The following is an 18,992-nucleotide window of genomic DNA, read 5'->3' on the forward strand; positions in this document are numbered from 1 at the left end:
CCGTGAAATACACCATCCTTGATTCAGGAGTTCACCACCGTGCTCATTGCCTTGCTTGCCATTTTTGCCGGTCTCGCCCTGCTGGTCTGGAGCGCGGACCGGTTTGTTGAGGGTTCGGCGATCACTGCAGGGCATTTTGGCATGCCGCCGCTGCTGATCGGGATGGTGGTGGTTGGTTTCGGCACCTCCGCGCCGGAGATGGTGGTTTCGGCTCTGGCCGCCTCTCAAGGCAACCCGGGGCTGGCGCTGGGTAACGCCTATGGATCCAACATCACCAATATTGCGTTGATTCTGGGCATCACCGCGGTGATTTCTCCCATTACCGTGCATTCCCAGGTCATGCGAAAGGAACTGCCCATTCTTATTCTGGTGACGCTTCTGGCGGTATGGCAGCTTCTGGACGGTTCCCTCAGTCGGCTGGATGCCATTGGCCTGCTCCTGACCTTCGCGGTACTGCTTGCCTGGAGCATCTGGTCGGGCATGAAAAAACCGGATGACCCTCTTGCCGGTGAAGTGAGCGCAGAGCTGAACGCGCATGCCATGTCCATTCGCAAGGCGGTGTTCTGGTTGGTGGCCGGGCTGATCCTGCTGATCATCAGCTCCCGCATTCTGGTATGGGGTGCGGTGGACCTGGCCACTGCGTTTGGCGTAAGCGATCTGATCATCGGCCTGACCATTGTCGCCGTTGGAACCTCATTACCCGAACTGGCATCGTCTGTCATTGCTGCCCGCAAGGGTGAGCATGAACTGGCCCTGGGCAACATTCTCGGTTCCAATCTGTTCAACACCCTCGCGGTGGTGGGCATTGCCGGTATGATTGCGCCAATGCCGGTAGCAGGCGAAGTACTGGTGCGGGACCTTCCGGTAATGGCAGGACTTACCTTTGCGCTGTTCGTGATTGGCTATGGCTTTCGTGGTCCGGGCCGGATCAACAGAGCAGAAGGCACTCTGTTAATAGCGTGCTTTATTGGTTACACCGCCTATCTGGTGTCCACGACATTCGGGCAGTAATCTGCCCGAATCCGATAATGAAGCGCATTACCGCAACAGGCATTCACGGCTGAGGGCCTGACTCACTTCCCTGCGCTGACGCCGCAGGCGATTGCCCCTGTCGTTACTGTAACCAGCCCTGAGTTGCTGCTGAATTCTGGCCAGTCGCTTACGGTATCCATCACATGTTTTCTGGTGACGCGCATCCGCTTTCTTTCCAGTGCCCGAAGAACGCCCATCCGAACTTGATCGCTCAAGGCTGCGACTTACCTGTTGGTTAATGGTGGATACCCGCCGGCCCTGTTCGATGTTCTCGGACATGGGCACCACCGAAGGTTCGGTGAGCGTTACGATATCGTGATTACGACTCAGCGGTTGTCTATCACTGAAGTGCACCACACCATCGGCGTCCGTCCAGGTGTAAACACCAGCTGACACCGATGATGCGAACAATGAAACAATAAGAAAAGCGGCCAAACTCCCTGGCATATGATTCCACTCCCTGTGGTTTCAGTTTTAGGCCAGGGACTATAGCAGAGGTTACTGATCCAGTAATTCGATCCAGTGCTGAACTGGTACATCCGCTTTGGTTTCCAGGTGCATCTGGCACCCGATGTTGGCGGTGACAATGCGATCCGGATGATCGATGGTCAGCGCCTTGAGCTTGTTACCCAGCAGCTTCTGGCTCATCTCCGGTTGTAGTATCGAGTAGGTACCGGCTGACCCGCAGCACAGGTGCTTGTCTTTGGTGGCGGCCAGGTTCACGCCCGCTTTGGTCAGGACCTGCTCCACCACACCATTCTGCTTCATGGCATGCTGCAGGGTGCAGGGGCAATGGAATGCCACTTTACCCGGGCTCTGGGTCACTTTGAGCTTTTCCAGATCCTGTTTGAGCAGGAACGCGCCCAGATCGATGGTCAGTTCACTCACTTTTTTCGCCTTGGCGGCGTACACCGGGTCGTCCTTCAGCAGGTGGCCATAGTCCTGCACCATGGCGCCACAGCCGGAAGCGGTCATGATGATGGCTTCGGCGCCGGCTTCAATGGCGGGCCACCAGGCATCGATGTTCTGGCGCATGCGCTCCAGGCCTTTCTCATGTTCGGAAAGGTGATAGTTAACCGCGCCACAGCAGCCAGCTTCCGGCGCTTCCACCATGGTGATACCGAGGCGATCAAGTACACGGGCAGCAGCGGCGTTGGTGTTGGGTGTCGCGGAGGGCTGCACACATCCGGCCAGCGCCAGCACGATGCGGCTATGGCTTGCCGCGGGCCAGGGGCTGGCTTCTTTTCTCGGCGGCACTTTGGTGCGGAGTTTTTCCGGCAACGCCGGACGCAACAGTTGGCCAAGGCGCAGCAGCAAACCGAACAGTTTGCGGTTGGGAAGAACTCGTGCCAGTGCCCAGCGAACCCACTTGTCTTTCGGTGGACGCGGCATTTCCTGATCGATCAGACCGCGGCTGATATCCACCAGGCGACCGTACTGGACGCCGGAGGGACAAGTGGTTTCGCAGCTACGGCAGGTGAGGCAGCGGTCCAGGTGCTCGCGGGTTTTTTCGGTGACTTCCTGGCCTTCGAGGAACATTTTCATGAGGTAGATGCGGCCACGGGGGCCGTCACGCTCGTCATTGAGTTCCTGGTAGGTGGGACAGGTTGCCGTGCAGAATCCGCAGTGGACGCAGGCCCGCAGGATAGATTCGGCCTCCTGTCCTTCTTTGGTGTTGGCAAATTGTTGAACTAAATTGGTTTGCATTTTTTACCTGCTTTTATGTTTTGGAGCACAAGCGCGCGGGTAGATCTTCTCTGAAACACGCTTCAAGCACATCCATGTGTGCTTGGGCTCCGCCATCCATGGCTCCGCACAGTTTCAGAGAAGATCTACCCACCCGCTTCCCGGGCATCGAAGAGGGCTTCCTCTCTCCTTTTCCGGACAGTTCAATTCGTTACAACCAGCTGTAGAGCCGGCCCGGGTTAAAAATGCCATCGGGATCGAACGAGTTTTTCACACGCCGCTGTATGCCTTTCAGGGCATCCGGCTGGTGGTGCATCACTTCACCCTCACGGTCGCCGCCACGGAACAGGCTGACCTGGCCTCCAGCCTCTTTCGCCAGCGCTTCCATCCGTTTCAATTCGGCGTCGCCCCGATACCAGCGTTGGGAACCGGCCCAGTCAATCAGCCAGGGGCCGTCTAGGTTGAAGTTAGCGGCGGTGGAGCCGACGGAGAACCGCCATACTGGGTCGTCACCGGTGAAGAACTCATGGCCCATATCCTGGATCTGGCGCCAGAACTGGTCGCCGTTCTCCATCACGTCGCCGGACCATTTCTGCGCGGTTGCGTCCACCGCCGAGCGGGCGCCGGACAGGCGGAGATAGACTTTGTCATCGAGCCAGCAGGCGGCGGTGATCGGCTTGGGTTCAGCCGCGCGGCTGTTCATATAGTGGATGACCTCGTCCGCGGGCATCTCCTGCACCAGGGTCAGGGTAGCGGCGGGTTTGGGCATGACTTTCATGCTGATTTCGGTCAGCACGCCGAGGGTGCCCATGGCTCCGGCCTGGAGTCGGGACACATCGTAGCCAGCCACGTTTTTCATTACCTGGCCACCGAAGCGCAGATGCTCGCCCTTGCCATTGATCAGCCGTACACCGAGCACCTGATCACGCACGGAACCGGCCCAGGGGCGTGCCGGACCCGACAGGTTGCAGGCCAGGGTGCCGCCGATGGTGGAGTTTTCACCAAAGTGCGGCGGTTCAAAGTGTAATGCCTGCCCCTCTTCGGCCAGGGTTGCTTCAATTTCTTGCAGGGTGGTGCCGGCGCGCACGGTGAGTACCAGTTCCACCGGGTGGTAGTCGACGATTCCGGTGTGCTCTCCCACATTGAGAGTACCGGCATCCGGATCGGCGGCACGGCCCATGAAGGCCTTGGTGCCACCGCCAACAATGTTGAGTTTGTGCCCGCCATCGCGGGCGTGGAGCACTTGCTCCTGTAATATCTGGAGATTATCAGCCATGGGCGGCTTCCGTATGGTCGTGCTTGTGTAATTTGTATTCGAGTGAGCGGTATTCCTGGCAGAACCGCAAAGCCGGGACGCCTTTACCGGGGTTCAGGATGCCCTTCGGGTCGAATGCAGCTTTGAGGTCATGGAACTGCTGCAGCTCTTCATCGTTGAACTGCACAGCCATCTGGCGGACTTTCTCAACACCCACGCCGTGTTCCCCGGTAATACAGCCACCCACTTCCACACACAGGGACAGGATGCTGCTGCCAAAGGCTTCGGTGCGTTCAAACTCGCCGGGCACGTTCGCATCGAACAGGATCAGCGGGTGCAGGTTGCCGTCTCCGGCGTGGAATACATTGGCCACCCGCAGGCCGAACTCTTCCGACATTTTCTCCATCTCGGTCAGAACGCGGGCGATTTCCCGGCGGGGAATGGTGCCGTCCATGCAGTAGTAATCCGGGGAGATGCGGCCCACGGCCGGGAAGGCGGACTTGCGCCCCTTCCACAGCAACGCTCGCTCTTCCTCACTCTGGGAAGTGCGCACCGAGGTAGCGCCCAGCTTGCGAAAGACGTCTTCCGCTTCGGCGATGTGCTCATGGACTTCCTCTTCAGTACCGTCCACTTCGCACAGTAGCAAGGCTTTGGCATCACGGGGATAACCAGCCTGGGCAAAGTCATCGGCGGCGATAATGGCGTGGCCGTCCATCATTTCCAGACCGCCGGGGATGATACCGTGGGCAATGATGCCACCCACCGCATCACCGCCTTTCTGTACGCTGTCGAAACCGGCCATCACCACCTGGGCTACTTCCGGCTTGGGTAGTAACTTAACCTTCACTTCCGTGACCACTCCGAGCAAGCCTTCAGAGCCAGTCATCAGTGCAAGAAGGTCCATGCCGCAACTATCGAGGCCATCGCTGCCGACGGTGACCAGATCCCCTTCGGCGGTAACCATTTCCACACTCAGGATATTGTGCACGGTCAGGCCATACTTCAGGCAATGCACGCCGCCAGAGTTTTCTGCGACATTGCCGCCGATGGTGCAGGCAATCTGCGAGGAGGGATCGGGACCATAATAGAGGCCGTACTGGGCCGCTTCCTCGCTAATCGCGAGGTTACGAACGCCCGGCTGCAGGCTGGCCGTGCGAGCCAGTGGGTCGATGTCGAGGATGCGGTTGAACTTGGCCAGCGACAGCACCACGCCTTCCTTGTTCGGCATGGCCCCGGCACTGAGTCCGGTACCTGCGCCACGAGCCACTACCGGGACGGCGTTTTCATTGCAGATACGCATCACCCGCTGTACCTGTTCCACCGTTTCCGGCAGCACCACCAGTAACGGCATCTCGCAATACATGGACATGCCGTCGCACTCGTAGGGCTTCATGGTTTCGTCATCGGTAATGACGTATTCCGGATCGATAAACGTCCGGAACTGCTCCGCCAGTTCGGCTTTGCTGACTTTCGGATTGATTGTCATATCAGTCTCTGGGTATGCGTTGCTGTAGCTGTGACAGTCATTAACCGCGTTTGGTTTCAAAATGGTCAATACCCGCCTGGGCACAGTCCATGTCCTGCTGCGGGGTACCGGAACTCAGGCCAATACCGCCCACCACTTCGCCGTCGACAATCACTGGCAGTCCGCCCCCGACAGAACTGATGCGGCCACCCACTTCGGTATGAATACCGAACGCCAGACTGCCCGGTACGTTCACCTTGTTGTAGTCGTGGGTGGCTTTCTTTGCAGCGGCCGCTGTAAAAGCCTTGTCCTGCGCGATGGTAACGCTGGTAATCTTGCCGCCATCCATTCGCTCGAAAGCGATCAGGTTTCCGGACTCATCCACGATTGCGATACACATGGGCACGCCAATTTCCCTGGCTTTTTCGGCAGCCCCTGCAATCAGGATTCGAGCGTCAGACAGATCCAATCTATTGACTGTGAGCATAATAGTTACTCCTTGAATTTATTAACCGTAAACCAGCCCCGGCAGCCAGGTCACAATGCCGGGCAGAAGGATGCACATGAACAGCCCGAACGCCTGGATGGCCAGGAACACCAGAGAAGCCTTGAAGATGGTGCCCATGGAAATTTCCGGTGGACAGACCCCGCGAATGTAGAACAGGGCATAACCGAACGGAGGGCTGAGAAACGACATCTGCATATTGACCAGGTAAAGCACGCCAAACCAGAGCACGACGTCCTCGCCCGCCACCGGTGGAAAGCCGAGTAGTCCAGGGAACTCCAGCGCCTCCACAATCGGGATAAAAATCGGCACTGCAAGCAGCAGGATACCGACCCAGTCCAGGAACATACCCAGTATCACCAGCAGCACCATCAACAGGAACAGGATGCCGTAGGCGGAGAGACCTGTCCCAAGGATAGCGTCGGTGACAAACTGCTGGCCGCCCTGCAGGATATAGAATCCCACAAAGACAGACGCACCGAACATAATCCACAACACCATGGCCGAGGCCTTGGCAGTGGTCACTGATGCCTCCCGCAAGCCCCCGATGGAGAACTTGCCATGCATCATGGCTACCACGATGGCTCCGAAGGATCCGATACCTGCAGCCTCAACGGGTGTAGCAATACCACCGAACAGCAGCCCCAAAACCAGCCCCACCAGAATCAATGGCGCAATCAGGCTTTTCAGAAGAATCAGCTTTTCCAACAATGAAATGCGCTCTTCCTCCGGTACTGGAGGACCCAGTTTCGGGTTTATCCAGCTGCGAATCAGCACATAGGCAATATACAGCCCGGACAACAACAGCCCCGGAAGAACTGAACCAAGGTACAGTTCCCCAACAGATTGCTGTGCCACAACGGCATACAGGATTGCGAGGATCGATGGGGGGATCAGGATGCCTAGGGTTCCTCCGGCCATAATCGAACCCAGCGCAATCTTCTGGTCATAACCCCGCTTCAGCATTGCCGGCAGGGCAATGATGCCCATAGTGACCACGGCGGCTCCGATCACACCCACCATCGCAGCAAGGATGGTGGAGGCAAGAATGGTTGCGGTCGCCAGACCACCACTCAGGCCACCCATCCACTTGTAAACCACACTGAACATCTCCTCGATCAGGCCCGCACGTTCGAGCATGGACGCCATGAAAATGAACAGGGGTATCGCGGCCAGATCGGAGTTGGTCATCATCGGGAAGATCCGGCTCGGCACAATGTTCAGCATCAGCGAGTCGCCGACCAGGTAGACGAACATCACCCCGAGGCCACCGGTGACAAACGCCAAAGGCAACCCCATCATCAGCGCCACCGCCAGGGAGCCGAACATCAGATACGTCAGTGGCCCGATCCTGACATCAGAAAGACTGCCCGACAGCTTGAAGAGGAATTTCTCGTCGCTGTACGGATCGTAGAAAAGAATGTTGATCATCTCGACACAGATGACGAATGCCAGTGCCACGGTGGCGATTACCATCACCCATGTACTCAGCTTGCCCACGAGGCTGCTGCCTGGAGCTGATACTGTATTGATACTCATGCAGTGCGCTCCCGGCCAAGACGGACGAACAGAACGATATCCTTGATCAGCTTGGAGATGCCTGCGAGTAGAAGCAGGAACGACCCCAATACCATCATGCCTTTAACTGGCCAGTACTGAATGCCCCAGGTTTCAACTGTAGTCTCGCCCATGGAGTAGGAATTCTGAAAAAAGGTCCAGGAGGTGGTCAGCAGCACCAGGGCGAACATGAAGAAGAACATCGACGTAAAGATGTCCATACCGACCCTTCCTCGCACCGGCAATAAGTTGTACATCACATCGACCCGTACATGGGCACCATGGAGCATGGCGAATGCCCCGGCGAGCAGGTACTGCATCCCCAACAACAGGAAGCTGGATTCGTGCACCCAGATAGTCGGCATGTTGAACAGATAACGCATGACCACTTCGAAGAAATAGAACACGACGGCGTTCACCGTCCAGAAGGACACGAACAAACCGGATTTATCACAAATCCAGTCAACAATCCGGGTAAACCAGTTCCCCTCGAACTGAAGGTATACCAGCGGGTCGTCTTCTTTCGCCTGTATCTCTGCAGGCGTTAACTCGGATTCGGCAGTCTCGTCGCCACGGCGACTGCTCCACTTGTCCCAGGCCATCATGATCAGTGGCATGACGGCAAGCCAGCCCCAGTAAAACCAGTGCGGCAAAACGAAACCGAAGCCTTCAAGATCAGACATGTTGTTACTTCCTCAGCCACAAAACGGGGAAGGTGAGACATCTCCTCTGGAGCAGTCCCGGCCCTTCCCCATGTTTTGTTTTTATTGATGCCATACAGCGTTACTTGCCGGGCACACCTTCAAGGTCTTCCTCGCTGATGTAACCAACGGTTTCGTTCATCATGTACTCAAGCTGCATGTCAAAGATCGCGCGGGCATCGTCGTCTTTGTTGGCCCACTTGTACCAGATCGGGATGGCTTTACGACGGAACTCTTCCAGATCCGCCTGGCTCAGCCGACTGACCGTATCGCCCGCTTCCTTGAACTTTTTCATGGCCTCAATGTTGCGCTTCTGGATGGTCAGGTAGTGTTTCTGTGAGTAGTTACGTACTTCATCCTCAACCAGCTGCTGGAGTTTCGGATCCAGGGAATTCCAGGCCCGCAGGTTGACGGTCAGATCCATCAGATCCACCGGCTGGTAAACGGACATCACACCGGGAGGTCCGAACAGGATGTAGTCGGTTACCTGGGAAAAACCCAGCTCCCAGTTCACCGCCGGCCCCACATAATCGGCCGCATCAATGGTGCCCTTCTCAAGAGCAGGGAAGATGTCGGAACCCGGCAGGCTCACAGTGGAAACACCAAACTGCTGAAACACCTCTGCCACCATGCCGCCCGGCACACGGATTTTCATCCCTTTGAGATCAGCCAGACTATTCACCGGTTTCTTGGAATGAATGATGTTCGCGTCGTGCTGGATCGGTCCCACATAGAAGAGACCAAACTTTTTGTAGATCTCCCGGGTCTTCTCGAGCATACCCATGGAATAGAACATGGTGTCCCACTGGTGCGGCTGATCCGGACCCGCCGGGTAGGACGACAGGAACACCGAAGCCGGGATTTTGCCAGACCAGTACAGGGTGAACGGGTTCATCCCCTGCAGTACGCCATTCCGAACCGCATCAAACAGCGCGTTGTTGTCCGCAGCAACGGCCTTGGCCGGAAACGGCTTGAAAATCAGCTCGCCGCCGGATTTTTCCTCCATGCTGTTACACCATTCCTCGAACAAATCGTATCCGACGGTGCCGGCATCCCACACGGACTGGATTTTCCATGTTGTTGCAGCCTGGGCCTGGCTCGCCCCCATTAGAAGAGCGCCACACAAAGTAGCGCCGACCATTATGCTTTTCAGGAAGCTCCTGCGCGGCAGAAGATTGCCCTCATCACATTCAGATTTCCTGTTCCACTTGATGTTCATTGACACATCTCCGTTGACATTGTTGTTCTCAGAGTGAGGCCAACACCAGCGGGTGCCGGTATTAAAAAGATCTTCGTAGGCGATTCACGTTTAGTCCAGAAAATTACCAACTGGTCTGACCAGTTTTTAAATTGTGAGAAATAGACGTGAACACTCCGATAAGCCATAGTTAAAGGGCTACAAGGCAATCAGGCAGAAGGACCTGGCACACGCATAAAGTCATATCAGTGGTCAGACCAGTGGAAGCTAACGGACAAAAACGATGGGAAGATCTCAGGAAATTTCGTACCGATTGGAGCAACTGATTCTGGATGGCGGTCTCGCTCCGGATCAGAAGATCCCCTCGGAGCGCCAACTGGCCGATCGGCTGGGGGTCTCCAGAGCCATTATCCGGGAGGCACTGCATGAGTTACAGGGACGCGGTGTGATCGATACCTTTCACGGCAAAGGGTCCTTTGTTGCCAGCATCGTTCCGGCAACCAGGGATCTTGATGACAACGGCCCGCTCATGCATCTTTTTGCAGGTCATCCCCGGACAATGTATGACCTCCTCGAAGTCAGAGAACAACTGGAGGGGCAGGCAGCATTCCTGGCCGCCCAGCGCGCAACCGACATAGACCGCCACCGTCTCACGAAAGCGTTCAGGATGCTCGAAGAAACCGATCCGCTGAGCAATGCCAAACCGGATCACGGCTTCCACCAGGCTATTGTCGAGGCATCCCACAATCCCATCCTGGTACACATGCTCAAGGGCCTGAAAAACATGATGCTGTTGTCGGTACAGGCATCGGTCGCCAATCTCAATCCCCGAGAAGCAATGCGGCATTCAATAATGAAGCAGCATCGTCGGATCTATCAGGCTATTTTGGCGGGAAAACCAGCCTCTGCCAGAAAAGCGGCCATAGATCACGTTCGCTTTGTCGCAGACTCCATGAGGGATCTGGAAAGCCAGGGAGCAGAAGTCATTCGGATGCCCATTGATACAGAGCATACAAACTCCGGCGCGACACCGTCAGTCTGAACGGCAAAAACTTGCATTGTGCGGACAGTGCGACACAATGATTTGGCGGTATCTGTCGTGATTCTCGGCAAAACCCTTCGTTAGGGGTATTGATTTCCGATGCCACAGTCCGTAAAACATGCGCCTTTGAATGACAGCCTCAGGAGTCGCCCATGGCGGAACAAGCGCCTTTGATCTGCAGGGATATTCACAAAACCTTTGACCAGCTTGAAGTGCTCAAGGGGATCTCGCTGGAAACTCGTAAAGGTGATGTGGTGTCACTGATTGGCAGTTCCGGCTCCGGGAAAAGCACATTTCTGCGCTGCATCAACATGCTCGAAACCCCGACTTCCGGCGACATCATCGTGCACGGCGACCCAATCCGGTTCACTAAAAACCGCAAGGGCGAGCGCATTCCCGCTGACAACAAGCAGGTTGAATTAATCCGCGCCAAGCTGTCCATGGTCTTCCAGAGCTTCAACCTCTGGTCCCACATGACCGTGCTGGAAAACATCATTGAAGCGCCAATCAATGTCCTCAAGGTTCCGAAAAAGGAAGCCATTGAGCGCGCCGAAGCCTACCTGAACAAAGTCGGAATCTACGAGCGCAAGGATTACTACCCGGCCCAGATGTCGGGCGGTCAGCAACAGCGGGCGGCGATTGCCCGCGCACTGGCCATGGAACCCGAAGTCATGCTGTTTGACGAACCGACGTCAGCGCTGGACCCGGAACTGGTCGGCGAAGTACTGAAGGTTATGCAAAGCCTGGCTGAGGAAGGCCGAACCATGATCGTGGTCACCCACGAAATGGCATTTGCAAGGGATGTGTCAACACAGGTCCTGTTTTTGCATCAGGGCGTGATTGAGGAACAGGGTACGCCCGACAAAGTGTTTGATAATCCGGATTCGGAACGCATGAAACAGTTCCTGGCTCCCAACTTCTGACACTCGGTGCTATCTTGAACCGGTGAAGAAATAAAAAGCTGGAACCACGAACTTCCAGAAAAAATAAAGCCCACAAGGCAAACCACTGGAGAAGTGACACATGAAAAATCTGATTTTTGCAGCAAGCTGTGCCCTGGCGATGATTGCAGGCGGGGTGCAGGCCCAGGAACGCGACCTCCGTATCGCATTTGATGTTCCCTACGAGCCGTTCGAATACAAGGACGACAATGGCGAGCTGACCGGTTTCGAGGTTGAACTGGCCGAAGCCATGTGCGAAGAAATGAACGCCAACTGCGAATTCGTTATCCAGGCATGGGATGGCATGATTCCCGGTCTGCTGGCGCGAAAGTTCGATCTGATCATGTCTTCCATGTCCATCACTCCGGAACGCGCCGAGCGGGTCCTGTTCTCCGAACCATACTACAACACCCCGGGTGGCTGGTTCGGTCCTGAGAGTTTCTCTACCGACGTTACCGATATGGACGCCATGAAAGGCAAGACCGTAGGCGTTCAGCGTGGCACGACCATGGACACCTACGTCACCGAAAACATGGGCGGCATTGTCACTATCAAGCGCTACACCACCGCTGATGACATGGTGCTGGATCTGGAAGGTCAGCGTCTGGACGTTGTCTTCGTGGACTACCCAGTGGGTGAGCAGACCGTCCTGAGCAAAGAAGGTTTCAAGGAAGTGGCGGAGCCGGTCAAGCTCGGTGAGGGCGTCGGTGTTGCCATGCGCAAGCGTGACAAGGACCTGGCTGAGGAAGTGAACGCGGCCCTGGCCACCCTGAAAGAAGATGGTACTTATGACACCATCATGAAGAAGTACTTCGCTTACGACATCAAGATGTAAAATTGCTTCGGGGCGGTCACAATGACCGCCCCTGCTTACCGGACGTTCCCATGCTCGATTTGAAAGGCTATGGCCCGGCCCTGATGGAAGGGGCGGTTGTCACCATTGAACTGGCCTTCCTCTCCCTGGCCCTGGCCGTGGCCCTCGGCCTGATCGGCGCCTCTGCCAAGCTGTCAAACAGTCGGGCGGCCAAAGGTGCGGCCACCACCTACACCACGCTGATCCGCGGCGTACCCGACCTGGTCATGATGCTGCTGTTCTATTACGGCGGTCAGGTTGTCGTGAATATGCTCTCGGATTACCTTTGGGACGCTTACGAAATCGACTTTTTCTTCCAGTTCGATCCGTTCATCTCCGGGGTGATCACGATTGGACTGATTTTCGGCGCCTACATGACCGAAACCTTCCGCGGGGCATTCCTGGCGGTGGAATCCGGGCAGATCGAAGCCGCCCGCGCCTACGGTTTCACACGCTGGCACACATTCCGCCGGATCATGATTCCCCAGATGCTTCGCCATGCCCTGCCCGGCATCGGCAACAACTGGCAGGTGCTGCTCAAAACCACGGCCCTGGTGTCCATTATCGGGTTGACGGATATGGTCCGTGTGGCCGAGGAAGCCGCCAAGGCGGAGCGCATGCCGTTTCACTTTTTCATTCCGGTGGCGTTTGTGTACCTGACCCTGACTGCGGGCTCGGAGTTGTTTATCAAGTGGCTTAACAAGCGTGCCAATGTCGGCGTGGTTCAGGAGAGTTAAGTGATGCCTGATTTTATTGCCCAGTGGCTGAACCAGAACGACATCTTTACTGCCATGACCATCATGGAATACTGGGACGGTCTGGTCACGACGGTTCACCTGGTGTTTTTGTCCCTGGTGATCGGCTTGGTGGTTGCCGTCCCACTGGCAATCATGCGGACGGTCAGAAATCCCCTTGTCTCGGGACCAGTGTGGCTCTACACCTATCTGTTTCGTGGTACACCACTGCTGATTCAGCTTTATATTATCTATTACGGTCTGGCGCAGATTGAGGGCATTCAGGAAACCTTCTGGTGGGAAATTTTCCGCGAGCCTTTCTACCCTGCCCTGCTGGCGTTCACGCTGAATACGGCGGCTTACACGACCGAGATTATCCGCGGTGCCATTGTGTCGACGCCCCATGGTGAGATTGAGGCGGCTAAGGCCTATGGCATGAACTGGTTCCTGCGGATGCGGCGCATTGTGTTGCCGAGTGCGGCGCGGCGGGCAGTGCAGGCTTACTCCAATGAGGTGATTTTCATGCTTCATGCGAGTGCGATTGCCAGTGTGGTAACCATTGTGGATCTGACCGGTGCTGCGCGGAACATTTACTCGCGGTTTTATGCGCCGTTTGATGCTTTCCTGTTTGTGGCTCTGCTCTATATGCTGCTGACGTTTGCACTGGTGTTCGCGTTCCGCAAGCTGGAAAATCATTTGCTGAAGCATCAGCGGCCTTTGAGTTCCTGACAATAACTTTAACGGTCCGCCAATGGTGCATGGCCAGCCGGCAGGAGCGCCTCCCGGGAACCGCTACGAGCACATCCATGTGCGCTTCTTTCAGGCCGTCCCTGGCCTTCAAGATTCCCGGGAGGCGCTCCTGCCGGCTGGCCCCAGACTCTTTGCGGGGATTCTATGAAAGCCAGTGATTGTCTCTTTGATGCTCATGCCGACTGGTTGGTCAATACACTCGCCAACTGCACTAATCCGCTTCCCGAAGTAAAAACCCAATTGCCTGATGGCACTCGCGCCATTCGCCGGGCCGTTGGGGTTCTCGAACTCTGCCCCCCAACCGATCGTCCTAATCCCAATCATGAAGCATTGATCATTTCTGCCGGCGTCCATGGCAATGAAACCGCACCCATTGAGGTGTTGAACGGTCTGGTGACGGAGCTGTTGAACGGGCAATGGACGCTGGCCTGTCCGGTGCTGCTGATTCTGGGGAATCCGCCAGCCATGCTCGCCGGTGATCGCTTTATTGATGCGAATATGAACCGGCTGTTCCATGGTGCTCACGGCAAAGAGGAATACCACGGCTTGCCTGAGGCAGCCCGGGCACAGTTTCTGGAAGAGGCGTGCCGGCAGTTTGCCGCGCAGCACCCGCACAATCTGTGTCACTACGATTTGCATACGGCGATTCGGCCATCCCGTCGGGAGAAGTTTGCGTTGTACCCGTTTGTGGCAGGGCGGGAAGTACCGCGGGCTCAGTGTGACTTTTTGCTGGAGGCCGGGGTCGAAACGTTGCTGTTGCAGCATCGGGAAGGGACGACGTTTTCGTCTTTTTCGTCTTCTGTGTTGAAGGCTGAGAGTTTTACGGTGGAGCTGGGGAAGGTTCGCCCTTTCGGGCAGAACGATCTGAGCCGATTCACCGGGATCAGCACTGCTCTGCGTCGGCGCATGAGCGGGCTGCCGCCGGTTCCGCCCACGCCACCTCGCGACCACCTGGCAGTGTTTGAGGTGGTGCATGAGATCATCAATTCCGGCGACAGTTTCCGCTTTCATGTTCCGGATGATGTGGCCAATTTTACGGAGTATGCGCCCGGTACACTGATCTGGGAGGATGCGGAGATGGAGTATCGGGTGGGGCATTCGCCGGAGTCGATTGTATTTCCCAACCGCAATGTACCGGTGGGTCAGCGGGTCGGGTTGCTGATCAGGCCCCGGCAATCGCTCGGGGCCTGATCCCACCTGCTGCTGTTTAGGCCGGCGCGTTTTCGGGTTCGGCGACCCTGCAGCGGATAACCTTGCTGCAGACCGAGGGAATGACCAGCAAGGTCAGTACGGTGGAGGCCAGCAGGCCGGAGATAATGGCCCAGGCCATGGGCGGCCACAGTGTTGAGCTGGAGAATGCCAAAGGCAGCAGGCCCGCTACGGTGGTGGCGGTGGTCAACAGGATCGGGCGCGTGCGCTGTTCCACTGCGGTGCGTACTGCCTCTCGAATACCCTCACCTTTTTCCAGTTGGCGATCCATCACGTCCAGCAGCACGATGGCGTTGTTCACCACGATGCCCACCAGGGCGATCACCCCAAGTAATGACTGAAACCCGAACGGCGATCCGGACAACACCAGGCCGGGGAAGATGCCTACTGTTGCCAGCGGTACCGTCAGCAGAATGATGCCCACGCGGCGGAAGGAGTTGAACTGGATCAGCAGGAAGAACAGCAACAGCAATATGCCAATCGGAGCGGTTGTCAGCAGCGCATTGTTGGCATCGTCGGAGCCTTCCGCGTCACCGCCCATGGCCAGTCGCGTTCCCGCAGGCAGCGGCTTTTCTTCCAGCGCAGCCTCCAGCCCCTGCAAGGCCTGGCTGAAGGAGTAACCGGCCAGTAGATTGGCGGTGACGGTGTTCATTCGCACCCCGTTTCGCAGGTAGCGCGCTGCCGGTTCCCAGGAGGTTTCCACCGAGGTCACGGCAGACAGGGGAACGGCGTCACCCTGGTCGTTGTAGATGTTTATCGACAACAGGCGTGACAGCGACAGGTTGGTGCCTTCCCGGGATCGCAGCACCAGGGGTATGGGGTCTTCCTCCTGGCGATACTGTTCCGCAACCACACCAAAGCTTTGGCCGTACAGCCCCTGGGCGACATCGGAACGGTTGATGCCGTAACGCGCCGCACTGGCGTCATCCACGTTGATAGAAATACTGGGCACGCCAATATCCAGGTCGTGACGCACGTCCACCGTGCCTTTGACCCGCCGCAAAGCCGAAAATACCTGCTCGACGGCCGCCGCCCTGATGTCATCGTCGGCATGGTAAACCCTGACTTCCACCGGGGCAGCCCGGGGCGGCCCCTGTCCCAGGATACCCACCGACAGGTTCAGTTCCGGCAAATGGATGTTCGCGTAGTCACGGATCCAGGGAATCAGTTCTGTGGTATCGGCCAGTGTCGGTGTCGACACCACAATGCGCCCCCGGTTGGGTGCCTGGGGCGAGCGTTGCAGGTTGTAATAGAAACTCGGTCCGGTGAACCCGGTGAAACGATGAATCTGGACCGCCTCGGGTCGCTCACGGATAGCCCGCTCAAGATCGGCGGCTACGGCTGAGGTACGCTCCTGATCGGTGCCTTCCGGCATATAGAGTTCTACAATAACCTGTGGACGGTCGGCATTGGGGAAGAACTGCTGTTTCATGAAGGGGGTCAACGCCAGGCTGACAAGCACCAGAACCAGGCCCGCCAGCATCAGCTTTCCGGGCATGCGATACACCAGTCCGCCAAGTAAGCGAGCCAACCCCACCAGGCGATCCTGCCCGGTGGCTTTGCGGGGTTTGAGGAACCGCGCAGCCAGCAATGGTACCGCGGAAATGGCCAACAGATAGCTGACTGACAATGTCAGCATGATCATCACCGGGACACCCCGGGTAAAATCTGCGGTCCCACCCTTGGACAATAACAGCGGCGCAAAGGCTGCCAGGGTGGTTCCGGTGGAGGCACCGAGGGGGCCGGCCAGCTCCCGAACCGATTGCTTGAGGGCATCCAGCCGGCGGATGCCATTATCCAGGTGCCCCTGGATGCTCTCTACGATCACAATGGCATTGTCGATCAGGATCCCGAGGGAGATCACCATGCCAATCACCGCGATCTGATGCAGCACACCACCGCCCAGGTCATACAGACCAATACTGATCAATGCCACCATCGGCAGGATGGAAGCCACCAGAATCCCCATGCGAATGCCCATGCCGGTAACTACCACCGCAACAATAATGATCACGGACAACACCAGGCTCCAGGCCAGGTTGTCCAGGCGCTGCTCCACCTTGTCCGGCTGGAAGAACATTTCACGTATCTGGTATGGAGCAAAGTCACCACGGATGGCATCCAGTCTTTTCCTCACCCGCTCTCCAAAGCGAATGGCGTCGGTGGAGTCTTCTTCCATAATGACGGATACCAGCACCACCCGCTCACCGTCAAACCAGGTTTCCGGTTGCCGCGGTTCTTCCGGACCACGCCACACCTCGGCGGCTGCGGCCAGCGGTACCTGTGAACCGTCCGGCAGTTCAATTGGTGTCGCCCGAATGGCATCGATATCCGCAAATTCACTGTTGGGCAATACCGACATGCGACGGCCGTCCACCACCACGAAACCACCGGGAATAGTCTGGTTTCGCCGGGCCAGGGTATCCATCACCCGGGCCGGCGAGATGCCCAGGCGAAACATGGCTGCATCGTCCAGGGCCAGGGTGATCTGCTCATCGGCGTCCCCCTCCAGTTCAATCCTGGAAACACCGGGGATATCCGCCAGGTTCTGCTTCAGGCGTTCCGCCACTTCGCTCAACTCGGTTACCGACGTAGAGCCACCTACCGCCAGTACGATGGCCGGAATGTCGATCAGCCGATCATCCAGCGCCATTTGCCCAACATCGGCAGGGAACTCGAGCCGGGCCCGATCCATGGCCTGGCGCACCCGGTCCCAGGCCGAATCGGTATCGTATATGGTGTCATTAAGACGAACCCGGACGATGGCCACTCCGGTTCGCGCAGTGGCCTGGGTGAAATCGACTTCCTCCACCTGCCGCAACTCGTCAGCCAGTGGATTCAGCACCAGACGTTCAACGGCATCCGCACTGGCGCCGGGATAGTTCACGGTCACCATTCCGGCCCGATAGGGGAACGACGGATCTTCCTGCCTTGGCATTGTGCTGTAGGCGGCGATCCCCAACAGGCAAAGCATGGTCACCACCATGCCCAGAAGACGCTGGTAGTTCAGCAGCCGGGAAGCCATCAGTGCACCTCCACGGCGTCACCATCGGCTATCCGTGTCATGCCCGCGTATATGACCTGATCGCCGGCTTCCAGATCTTGGGCATCGACCACCACACGCTCACCGATCACACGCTGAACCTGGACAGGCACACGGCGCGCAATACCATCCGACACCCGAAACACACTGGCACCGCTGGGGGATTTCATGACTGACAGCAGGGGAACCGTGGTGGCCACCACCTCGGTCGGCGTAATACCAACCTCTACCGGCTCCCCCGGCTCCAGGGTATCAGCGGGCAGGCTCACCAGTACCGGGTGCAACTCCCCTCGCACGCCACCGGCCTGCGCAATCTCGACGACGGAACCGGTCTCCGGCTTGCGGTTCCGATCCTGTACGGACCAAACCGGCAGCAGTTGATCCAGACTGACGTGGCTCAGCATGTAAGCCGGCACCCGGACTTCCACTTCCCGGCCCTTGGGGGAGGACAGCCTTATCACCGGCTGACCGGCAGCAACGAACTCATCCCGCTCAACCAGCACCGCCTCTACACTGCCGTTAAACGGCGCTCTCAACACGCTCTCTTCCAGCAATCGAGACGCCTCCGCCAGCGATGCGCGGGCCGTGGCAACACTGGCTCTCAGGCCATCCCGACGGGCAGCAATCTGTTCCAGAGTCTGCTCGGAAACCACCCCTCGCTCATGCAATCGGCTCGAACGCTCCCACTCCCGTTTTGCCTGATCGTACTGGGTATTCAGTTCGTCCAGCCGGGCACGGGCTGAATCGCGGGCCGGCTCAAGAGCCGGGTTATACACTCGTGCGAGTAAATCGCCCTCAGCGACTTCCTGACCAAGCTCCACATCACGCTCTCGCAGAGTTCCGCTCACCTGGAACGTCAGGGTTGCCCGCTGGGTAGCACGGATAATCCCGGAAAACCTCAGTGGAATACCCTCAGTCTGGCCACCTGCCACTTCTGCCGTTCGAACGGAGACAGCCTGGGCGGCGCCCTCATGCGAAGTTTCCTGGACTTTGCAGCCCGCCATGATCAGCACGACGGCAG

The 18,992-nt window shown here is 57.4% G+C and carries 17 protein-coding genes; 7 read left to right on the plus strand and 10 right to left on the minus strand.

Translation table 11 applies throughout. From position 1 onward, the window contains the following. Positions 1-39: 39 nt before the first annotated feature. On the plus strand, positions 40-1,011 hold the full coding sequence (locus MARLIPOL_RS04100; protein ID WP_012136825.1) for a calcium/sodium antiporter: 972 nt from the start codon (positions 40-42) through the stop codon (positions 1,009-1,011). Between the two features lie 27 nt (positions 1,012-1,038). Here the strand turns inward: MARLIPOL_RS04100 and MARLIPOL_RS04105 are convergent, their stop codons facing one another. From MARLIPOL_RS04105 to dctP, 8 genes are all read right to left on the minus strand, one after another. Continuing rightward, the gene (locus MARLIPOL_RS04105; RefSeq protein WP_012136826.1) at positions 1,039-1,479 is read right to left on the minus strand and encodes a DUF4124 domain-containing protein; all 441 of its coding nucleotides are present in this window, start codon (positions 1,477-1,479) and stop codon (positions 1,039-1,041) included. A gap of 51 nt (positions 1,480-1,530) precedes the next feature. After that, positions 1,531-2,739 carry a glycolate oxidase subunit GlcF gene (glcF, locus tag MARLIPOL_RS04110; protein WP_012136827.1) on the minus strand — a complete coding sequence of 403 codons (1,209 nt, stop codon included), beginning with the start codon at positions 2,737-2,739 and terminating at the stop codon, positions 1,531-1,533. 190 nt (positions 2,740-2,929) lie between these two features. Further along, complete coding sequence (gene glcE / locus MARLIPOL_RS04115; RefSeq protein WP_012136828.1) at positions 2,930-3,994, minus strand: glycolate oxidase subunit GlcE; 1,065 nt, start codon at positions 3,992-3,994, stop codon at positions 2,930-2,932. Then, complete coding sequence (locus tag MARLIPOL_RS04120; protein WP_012136829.1) at positions 3,987-5,459, minus strand: FAD-linked oxidase C-terminal domain-containing protein; 1,473 nt, start codon at positions 5,457-5,459, stop codon at positions 3,987-3,989. The genes glcE and MARLIPOL_RS04120 overlap by 8 nt, the downstream gene beginning before the upstream one ends. A 40-nt stretch (positions 5,460-5,499) precedes the next feature. After that, positions 5,500-5,925 carry a GlcG/HbpS family heme-binding protein gene (locus tag MARLIPOL_RS04125; protein ID WP_012136830.1) on the minus strand — a complete coding sequence of 142 codons (426 nt, stop codon included), beginning with the start codon at positions 5,923-5,925 and terminating at the stop codon, positions 5,500-5,502. A 21-nt stretch (positions 5,926-5,946) separates the two neighbouring features. Continuing rightward, entirely contained in the window at positions 5,947-7,482 is a 1,536-nt protein-coding gene (locus MARLIPOL_RS04130) for a TRAP transporter large permease (RefSeq protein WP_012136831.1), read from the minus strand. Next, positions 7,479-8,183 carry a TRAP transporter small permease subunit gene (locus MARLIPOL_RS04135; protein WP_012136832.1) on the minus strand — a complete coding sequence of 235 codons (705 nt, stop codon included), beginning with the start codon at positions 8,181-8,183 and terminating at the stop codon, positions 7,479-7,481. The genes MARLIPOL_RS04130 and MARLIPOL_RS04135 overlap by 4 nt, the downstream gene beginning before the upstream one ends. A gap of 100 nt (positions 8,184-8,283) precedes the next feature. After that, positions 8,284-9,420 (minus strand): TRAP transporter substrate-binding protein DctP, encoded by a 1,137-nt coding sequence (gene dctP / locus MARLIPOL_RS04140; RefSeq protein WP_012136833.1) that lies wholly within the window; start codon positions 9,418-9,420, stop codon positions 8,284-8,286. A gap of 262 nt (positions 9,421-9,682) precedes the next feature. Between dctP and MARLIPOL_RS04145 the strand changes: the two genes are divergently transcribed. The 6 genes from MARLIPOL_RS04145 to astE all read left to right on the plus strand — a co-directional run bounded on the left by MARLIPOL_RS04145 (position 9,683) and on the right by astE (position 14,910). Next, positions 9,683-10,441, plus strand: coding sequence for an FCD domain-containing protein (locus MARLIPOL_RS04145; RefSeq protein ID WP_036190337.1), 759 nt, complete (start codon positions 9,683-9,685; stop codon positions 10,439-10,441). Between the two features lie 152 nt (positions 10,442-10,593). Further along, positions 10,594-11,364: an ABC transporter ATP-binding protein gene (locus MARLIPOL_RS04150; protein WP_012136835.1), complete on the plus strand. Its 771-nt coding sequence runs from the start codon at positions 10,594-10,596 to the stop codon at positions 11,362-11,364. 100 nt (positions 11,365-11,464) lie between these two features. Continuing rightward, complete coding sequence (locus tag MARLIPOL_RS04155) at positions 11,465-12,217, plus strand: transporter substrate-binding domain-containing protein (RefSeq protein ID WP_012136836.1); 753 nt, start codon at positions 11,465-11,467, stop codon at positions 12,215-12,217. A 50-nt stretch (positions 12,218-12,267) separates the two neighbouring features. Further along, a complete protein-coding gene (locus MARLIPOL_RS04160; protein WP_012136837.1) occupies positions 12,268-12,972 on the plus strand; it encodes an ABC transporter permease in 705 nt (234 codons plus the stop codon). A gap of 3 nt (positions 12,973-12,975) precedes the next feature. Continuing rightward, positions 12,976-13,698 (plus strand): ABC transporter permease, encoded by a 723-nt coding sequence (locus MARLIPOL_RS04165; protein WP_012136838.1) that lies wholly within the window; start codon positions 12,976-12,978, stop codon positions 13,696-13,698. Positions 13,699-13,863: 165 nt separating this feature from the next. Further along, complete coding sequence (gene astE / locus MARLIPOL_RS04170) at positions 13,864-14,910, plus strand: succinylglutamate desuccinylase (protein WP_012136839.1); 1,047 nt, start codon at positions 13,864-13,866, stop codon at positions 14,908-14,910. Between the two features lie 16 nt (positions 14,911-14,926). On the opposite strand, the gene MARLIPOL_RS04175 is transcribed toward astE, so the two are convergent. Beyond that, positions 14,927-17,953, minus strand: coding sequence for an efflux RND transporter permease subunit (locus MARLIPOL_RS04175; RefSeq protein WP_012136840.1), 3,027 nt, complete (start codon positions 17,951-17,953; stop codon positions 14,927-14,929). Continuing rightward, complete coding sequence (locus MARLIPOL_RS04180) at positions 17,953-18,975, minus strand: efflux RND transporter periplasmic adaptor subunit (protein WP_407638039.1); 1,023 nt, start codon at positions 18,973-18,975, stop codon at positions 17,953-17,955. The genes MARLIPOL_RS04175 and MARLIPOL_RS04180 overlap by 1 nt, the downstream gene beginning before the upstream one ends. Positions 18,976-18,992 lie beyond the last annotated feature (17 nt).

The sequence above is a fragment of the Marinobacter lipolyticus SM19 genome, from assembly GCF_000397065.2.
In the GTDB taxonomy this organism is placed as follows: Bacteria; Pseudomonadota; Gammaproteobacteria; order Pseudomonadales; family Oleiphilaceae; genus Marinobacter; species Marinobacter lipolyticus.

Bases quoted from the DNA above. Each gene is read 5' to 3' on its own strand.
- MARLIPOL_RS04125 (WP_012136830.1), bottom strand. From the start codon at position 5,925: ATGCTCACAGTCAATAGATTGGATCTGTCTGACGCTCGAATCCTGATT.
- MARLIPOL_RS04135 (WP_012136832.1), bottom strand. From the start codon at position 8,183: ATGTCTGATCTTGAAGGCTTCGGTTTCGTTTTGCCGCACTGGTTTTAC.
- MARLIPOL_RS04120 (WP_012136829.1), bottom strand. From the start codon at position 5,459: ATGACAATCAATCCGAAAGTCAGCAAAGCCGAACTGGCGGAGCAGTTC.
- MARLIPOL_RS04160 (WP_012136837.1), top strand. From the start codon at position 12,268: ATGCTCGATTTGAAAGGCTATGGCCCGGCCCTGATGGAAGGGGCGGTT.
- MARLIPOL_RS04165 (WP_012136838.1), top strand. From the start codon at position 12,976: ATGCCTGATTTTATTGCCCAGTGGCTGAACCAGAACGACATCTTTACT.
- MARLIPOL_RS04175 (WP_012136840.1), bottom strand. From the start codon at position 17,953: ATGGCTTCCCGGCTGCTGAACTACCAGCGTCTTCTGGGCATGGTGGTG.
- MARLIPOL_RS04145 (WP_036190337.1), top strand. From the start codon at position 9,683: ATGGGAAGATCTCAGGAAATTTCGTACCGATTGGAGCAACTGATTCTG.
- glcF (WP_012136827.1), bottom strand. From the start codon at position 2,739: ATGCAAACCAATTTAGTTCAACAATTTGCCAACACCAAAGAAGGACAG.
- glcE (WP_012136828.1), bottom strand. From the start codon at position 3,994: ATGGCTGATAATCTCCAGATATTACAGGAGCAAGTGCTCCACGCCCGC.
- MARLIPOL_RS04105 (WP_012136826.1), bottom strand. From the start codon at position 1,479: ATGCCAGGGAGTTTGGCCGCTTTTCTTATTGTTTCATTGTTCGCATCA.
- MARLIPOL_RS04130 (WP_012136831.1), bottom strand. From the start codon at position 7,482: ATGAGTATCAATACAGTATCAGCTCCAGGCAGCAGCCTCGTGGGCAAG.
- astE (WP_012136839.1), top strand. From the start codon at position 13,864: ATGAAAGCCAGTGATTGTCTCTTTGATGCTCATGCCGACTGGTTGGTC.
- dctP (WP_012136833.1), bottom strand. From the start codon at position 9,420: ATGAACATCAAGTGGAACAGGAAATCTGAATGTGATGAGGGCAATCTT.
- MARLIPOL_RS04180 (WP_407638039.1), bottom strand. From the start codon at position 18,975: ATGGCGGGCTGCAAAGTCCAGGAAACTTCGCATGAGGGCGCCGCCCAG.
- MARLIPOL_RS04155 (WP_012136836.1), top strand. From the start codon at position 11,465: ATGAAAAATCTGATTTTTGCAGCAAGCTGTGCCCTGGCGATGATTGCA.
- MARLIPOL_RS04150 (WP_012136835.1), top strand. From the start codon at position 10,594: ATGGCGGAACAAGCGCCTTTGATCTGCAGGGATATTCACAAAACCTTT.